At 56.3% G+C, this 5,601-nt stretch carries 7 protein-coding genes; 3 read left to right on the plus strand and 4 right to left on the minus strand.

Annotated elements, in window-relative coordinates:
* Positions 1-622, minus strand: a 622-nt coding sequence (locus RMO15_RS21130; protein ID WP_309716711.1) for an FAD-dependent oxidoreductase, incomplete at its 3' end; no start/stop codon positions are given.
* A gap of 112 nt (positions 623-734) precedes the next feature.
* Between RMO15_RS21130 and RMO15_RS21135 the strand changes: the two genes are divergently transcribed.
* Entirely contained in the window at positions 735-1,151 is a 417-nt protein-coding gene (locus RMO15_RS21135) for a MerR family transcriptional regulator (protein WP_309716714.1), read from the plus strand.
* Here the strand turns inward: RMO15_RS21135 and RMO15_RS21140 are convergent.
* From RMO15_RS21140 to hisC, 3 genes are read right to left on the minus strand one after another with little or no spacing between them, the layout of a single operon-like run.
* Positions 1,111-1,455, minus strand: coding sequence for a hypothetical protein (locus RMO15_RS21140; RefSeq protein WP_309716715.1), 345 nt, complete (start codon positions 1,453-1,455; stop codon positions 1,111-1,113). The two genes, RMO15_RS21135 and RMO15_RS21140, sit on opposite strands and share 41 nt — an antisense overlap.
* On the minus strand, positions 1,452-2,288 hold the full coding sequence (gene aroF / locus RMO15_RS21145; RefSeq protein WP_309716718.1) for a 3-deoxy-7-phosphoheptulonate synthase: 837 nt from the start codon (positions 2,286-2,288) through the stop codon (positions 1,452-1,454). The genes RMO15_RS21140 and aroF overlap by 4 nt, the downstream gene beginning before the upstream one ends.
* Entirely contained in the window at positions 2,276-3,382 is a 1,107-nt protein-coding gene (hisC, locus tag RMO15_RS21150) for a histidinol-phosphate transaminase (RefSeq protein WP_309716721.1), read from the minus strand. The genes aroF and hisC overlap by 13 nt, the downstream gene beginning before the upstream one ends.
* A gap of 135 nt (positions 3,383-3,517) precedes the next feature.
* Here hisC and RMO15_RS21155 point away from each other — a divergent pair, with 135 nt between their 5' ends.
* Positions 3,518-4,939: an LCP family protein gene (locus tag RMO15_RS21155; protein ID WP_309716725.1), complete on the plus strand. Its 1,422-nt coding sequence runs from the start codon at positions 3,518-3,520 to the stop codon at positions 4,937-4,939.
* Positions 4,940-5,601 (plus strand): DUF3866 family protein (locus RMO15_RS21160; RefSeq protein WP_309716728.1); only part of this gene is annotated, 662 nt, incomplete at its 3' end. It abuts the gene before it with no gap.

Genomic DNA, 5,601 nt, shown 5'->3' on the forward strand with positions numbered 1-5,601 from the left:
CGATACGATCGGAGTAGAGCCCGCCGCAATTAATGAGAAAGCGCGTCGTAAAATCGCCCTGAGTGGTTTGTAGTGTCACGCCATCGGGCTTATGGACAATCCCGAGAAGCTTTGTTTGTAGCCTCAGATCTGCCCCATGCTCGGAGCTGAACTGAGCCAGTGTCTGTGCCACTTCTTTGTAGTCAATGATGCCTGTGCTGGGGATAAAAATCCCTGCGACTCCTCGGACATGGGGCTCGTGTTCCTGAAGCTGCTCGGGCGTGAGGCGGTGCGCGACGATCCCATTGGCCTGCGCCCGCTCTAGCAGTGCGTCCAGGCGGGAGCGCTCGCTATCATCGGTAGCGACGATTACCTTTCCACAGATTCGATGGGCGATGTCATACGTCTGGCAGAACGCGGTCATGCTCCGCGCCCCTACAACGGCGAGGCGTGCTTTGGCGCTCCCTGGTTTGTAGTAGATCCCCGAGTGAATCACGCCGCTGTTGTGGCCCGTTTGGTGAGCGGCCCAGCGTTCCTCTTTTTCTATGAGCAGCAGCCGTGCTTGGGGATATTTTTGCGTGAGCTCACGCAGGGTCGCCAGCCCCACAATTCCACCGCCAACAATCGCAAAGTCGTAGATCATTCGTTCCCTATTTTAGCGCAGTTATTTTGTGTCCGTAAAGATAAATTTAAGGACACAAATCGTGGTGTTGATTTTATTGCGCATTATCACAAAATAGTTGTATAATAACAGCATGACAATGCGCGAAATCGCAAGACAATGCGAGCTTCCCGAAAGCACACTCCGAGTATGGCGAGACGAGTTCGAGGTGTTTTTGCCCGCCGTGGGTGAGGGGAAACGCCGCCGCTACCCAGAGAGCACTCAGGAGCAGCTCATGAAGTTGGTGGCGTGGAAGAAATCCGGGATGCCGAGTGAGCAGATTCGCCGAGAGCTAGCAAAGCGCGGCTCATCCAAAGAAAAAACTCTCCGTCGGACGACGGAGAGTCAGCTTGAGGAAGTATTGGTGCTGATGCGGGCACAGGCCAGTGAGCTAGCCGCACTAAGAGCTGAAGTGGGGGAGCTGCGGCGACAGGCAAATCAGCAGCGTAAGCCAGAGGCGTTTGAGAGTGTTATTTCAACGGTGGAAGTTGCTTGTCGAGAAGCTGTTTAAGTTCTTTTAACTTGGTGGCGTGACCATAGAATGTCACCCGGCTACCCTCGGCCTGTGGGGTGACAGTGGCTTTTAGCGTAACGGTAGACCAAGGGAGAACGGGGATGGTGTAGCTGCCTGGCTCAGCAGGCTTTCCACCTAGCTTCTGCGCGGCGGCTCCAAGAAACTGCTGGGTCTGGGCAGGTGGCATGTCGTAGCTACCTTCCATTCCTATAGTGGCAGCTGAGGTCGCTATAGTCAGGCTCAGGAGCGTGATCACAGCACAAATCACAACAGCGACTAGAAGTCCGATAAAGCGTTTCATGCGATTCCTCGATTTATGGCATCGGCTAAGGGGCGCAGGCCGTCCATCAGCGCGGCGAACTCCTCAGGCGTAACTTGCTGTAGGGCATCTTTCAGCGCGTTCTCGGGGTCGGGATGCACTTCGATCAAGAGTCCATCGGCCCCGACAGCGACTGCACCTCGGCTTAGCGCGGCCACCAGGGAGGCACGCCCAGTGCCTTGCGACGGGTCCACGATAATCGGGAGATGGGTAAGTTCACGAAGCGACGGGACGGCAGCGAGGTCAAGTGTATTTCGGGTGTAGGTCTCAAACGTCCGAATGCCACGCTCGCATAGAATCACATTGGGGTTTCCACCCAGAAGAATATACTCCGCCGCCTGGAGCCACTCTGCCAAGGTCGCCGACATGCCACGCTTCAGACAGACGGGCGTCTGCGTTTTGCCCACCTCACGCAGGAGATCGTAGTTTTGCATGCTACGTGTCCCGATCTGCAAGATATCGGCGTAACGGCAGACCAGCTCCACATTGCGTGGGTCCATGACTTCCGTGATAATCGCCAGGCCCGTCTCTGCTTTCGCCTCCGCGAGAATCTCTAGGCCCTCGATACCCAACCCCTGAAAGCTATACGGCGATGTGCTGGGTTTGTAGGCTCCCCCACGAAGTACGGTCGCACCTTGAGCTTTGACGGCATGAGCTGTGATGAGTGTCTGCTCTCGACTCTCAACCGTACACGGCCCCGCCATGATCATAACAGGACAGCCTTCGCCAATACGTAGCTGCCCAATCGTGACCACAGTTGGTTCGGATTTAGTGTCCCGCGCCGCTAGCCGGTACGTGCGCTCTAGGCCAGACATGCTTCCAGTTCCTCTAAAAAGCGTGCGTTCTGCTCGGGGGTGCCAATGGTGACGCGCAGATGGGTAGGTAGGTCTTTGGGGAATGCACGGACGATAATTCCCCGCTTCAGGAGCGCATCGAACATCTCTTTAGCGGGCTTGCCGGTATTCACCACGATAAAGTTGGCGCGTGTGGGCACCCAGCTCAGCCCCAGTTTCTCAAATCCCGTGATAAGCTGCGCGATTCCATCGTCGTTGTTCTTGCGACTCCGTGCGATAAAGTCATCGTCGTAGAGCGCAGCGGTAGCGGCGACCTGGCCGGCAAGGTTGACATTAAAGGGCGAGCGGGGCTGGTTGAGCAGGCGAATCACCTCGGGAGCTGCGATGCCATAGCCCACGCGAAAGCCCGCAAGGCCGTAGAGCTTGGAGAACGTCCGCAGACCGATCACCGGTGCACCCGCTTTAATCCACTCGGTAGAGACGGGGAACTCGGGATCGTCTTCGACATACTCGATATAGGCTTCATCCAAAACGAGAAAGGTGCGCGAAGGCAGGGCCGCCAGTAGTGTCTCGACATCGGTTTTGGAGATCACGGAGCCTGTGGGGTTGTGGGGATTGGCAACAAACACCAAGCGCGTCTTGGGAGTGATCGCGGCGGCCATTGCCTGAATATCGTGCTTCATGTCGCCGGGAGTGAGAGGGATTTTTACGGTCGTCGCGCCCGCCAGAGTCGCGGCGGCTTCGTAGAGCACAAAGGTCGGATCGCCCACCACGATCTCATCGCCTTCTTCTAATAGAGAGAGCCCCAGCATGTGGATGACCTCATCGCTGCCGTTGCCAAAGATCAGAGAGTCCGGGGAGACGGCTAGCTTTTCGGAGACAGCTTGTCGTAGCGCATGACAGGCACCATCCGGGTAGAGAGCGAGTGTTGGCAGAACGGCTTGCAGAGCGGCGATTCCCTGGGGCGAGGGCCCGAGAGGGTTTTCATTTGAGGCGAGCTTAATCACCTCTCCGACAATGCCCAGCTCGCGCTTGACTTCGTCAATGGGCTTGCCAGGTTGGTAGGGGATAAGACGAGAGATTCGGTCGGAGACCAGGAGGCGTTCAGAGATCACGAGAAAGAGTTTACCTCATGCCCTAAACTTGGGAACGAATTTAGGATATAATTCTGTATAGTGAATGGAAAACGACCTGTGAACGGACGATCATCTACACCTCCTCCCTCCCGCCGTACCAGCGTACCGACGCCGGTGCCTTCTCAACCTGCGGGTCGCCGTCCCCGTCGTCGCAAAAAACGCACCAATCCCCTCCGGAAACTCTTTGGATTTGTTGTTCTGAGTGGCTTAATTGTAACCGCGATTTTGGCGGGAAAGAGCTTGATCGGAATTACGGGTGGCAATCCTAAAGTTGGTTGGAAGCTTCTTCGAGAACCGACTTTATTTTTCCCGGCTGATAAGCGTGACCAAGTTACCGTTCTCTTAATCGGCAAAGACTACGAGTACGATAAGAACTACCAGCGCTACACCGGGAATTCGAGTCGTGCAGACTCTATCATGCTTTTGACGCTGAACTTCAAAGCCCAGCGTGCAACGGCTCTCTCGATTCCTCGTGATACGCGCATTCGCGTGGCCGGCAAGACGGGCAAGATCAACGCAACCATCCGGGAAGATACCTACCCCGGAATCGCCGGGCCAAAGCTTCTCTGTGATGCGGTTGAGGAAATTACGGGTGTCAAGCCAGACTACTATCTCGCGATTAAGCCTGATGCCGTCGGCAACTTGGTGGAAGAGCTGGGGGGAGTCAATGTCGAAACCATTGATGCTTTTGAGTACCACGATAATAAAGCGGGTCTCCACGTCAAGCTCCCCAAAGGATCGGTGCAAATTTCCAATGCCAATGATGCCATTGGGTACTGCCGCTACCGTGAAGTTGATATCTACCAGCGCAACCCCGATGGTTCCCCAATCGCAACAGGCCACACAACGTTTCGTCTAAAGCCTTCTGCCGAGATCGCCGAGCTCAATAAGTGCTTGGAGAATGGCGACACGCGCCGCATGGCACGCCAGCAGAACATGATCCGTGCGATGATCGCTTCCGGAACAAAACAGTTCTACCGAGCCGACAAAATTGTCAATACCGCTTTCAAGCAGTTTGAGACCAATCTCGAACGCGACCAGCTTTTGGCGATTGCCTCGATCTTTCGGACCGCCAAGCCGGATCAAGTTGCCTCGGCGACGCTCTCTGGGGAGTTTGAGAAAGTAAGGCCCTACTTCTTCATTCCCGACCGTCGTAAGACGGAAGCACTAGTGCAGTGGCTTGTAAAAGGCGATCAGCGAGCAGCCAACCGAGTGACTACCGTGGCAGTGCACAATGCAACCGATATTGCTGGAGCTGCCCGTCGCGCCGCTGAGATACTCCGAGACCGTGGCGACTTCGATGCTGACTATGTGAGTGAGCCGATGGAGAAGACTACTTCCACCACGATTTCGTTTACGAAAGCCGCCAATAAGTCCCGTGCGGACGCTGTTGCTAAGCTACTGGGAGGCGGTTTGGTTCAAAAAGACACGGGGCCCGATACGACGGGAACCCTGAAAGAAGCCAAGCCCGATATCGTGGTGGTGTTAGGGCCAGATCTCGCCAAGCTGCTTGGTGAGCAGTCCGCACTGCGCTAGATGTCACGTCTGGATGCCCTACCTGCCACCGTCGTGGCGATCACACGCGCGGACTCACAAGCTCTCTGGGGAGTGGCCCAAGTGGCCGGTGAGACGCACCCGCGCTCGTTCGTCGCTTACCCCGCTCTGACGGGCGCTTTAAGTGTAGGAGACGCCGTTGTCCTCAATGTCACTGCTACAGCGCTTTCTCTGGGAACCGGGGGAGTGGACTTCGTGATGTCCGGCCCGACGCTTCCCGAAAGTGAGAACGTCGGGCATATTATCAAGCTGCGCTACACCCCACTCCAACACGCGGTTATGGCGACGGAGCAGGCTTTGAAAGCGCCTCTCCCGGAGACACTGGATGGTGTCCGCGTGGTGGCCTGTCTGCTTCATAGCCAGCTCGCCCCGGTGGCAGCGGGAGCAAAGGCGACGAACCCCAACTGCCGTGTGGCCTATATCATGACGGACTCGGCAGCACTTCCGCTCGGATTCTCACGCCTCGTTTGCCAGCTTCGAGAGTGCAATCTCCTGGATGTAACACTGACCTGTGGGCAGGCGTTTGGCGGTGACCATGAGTGTGTGACACTACCCTCGGCGCTTTTAGTGGCACGACACATCGAGCATGCGGATCTGATTATTGTTGCACCAGCCGTTGAGCGCTATGTGGGAGCGAGCTATAC

It is taken from the genome of Armatimonas sp. (assembly GCF_031410135.1).
GTDB lineage: Bacteria > Armatimonadota > Armatimonadia > Armatimonadales > Armatimonadaceae > Armatimonas.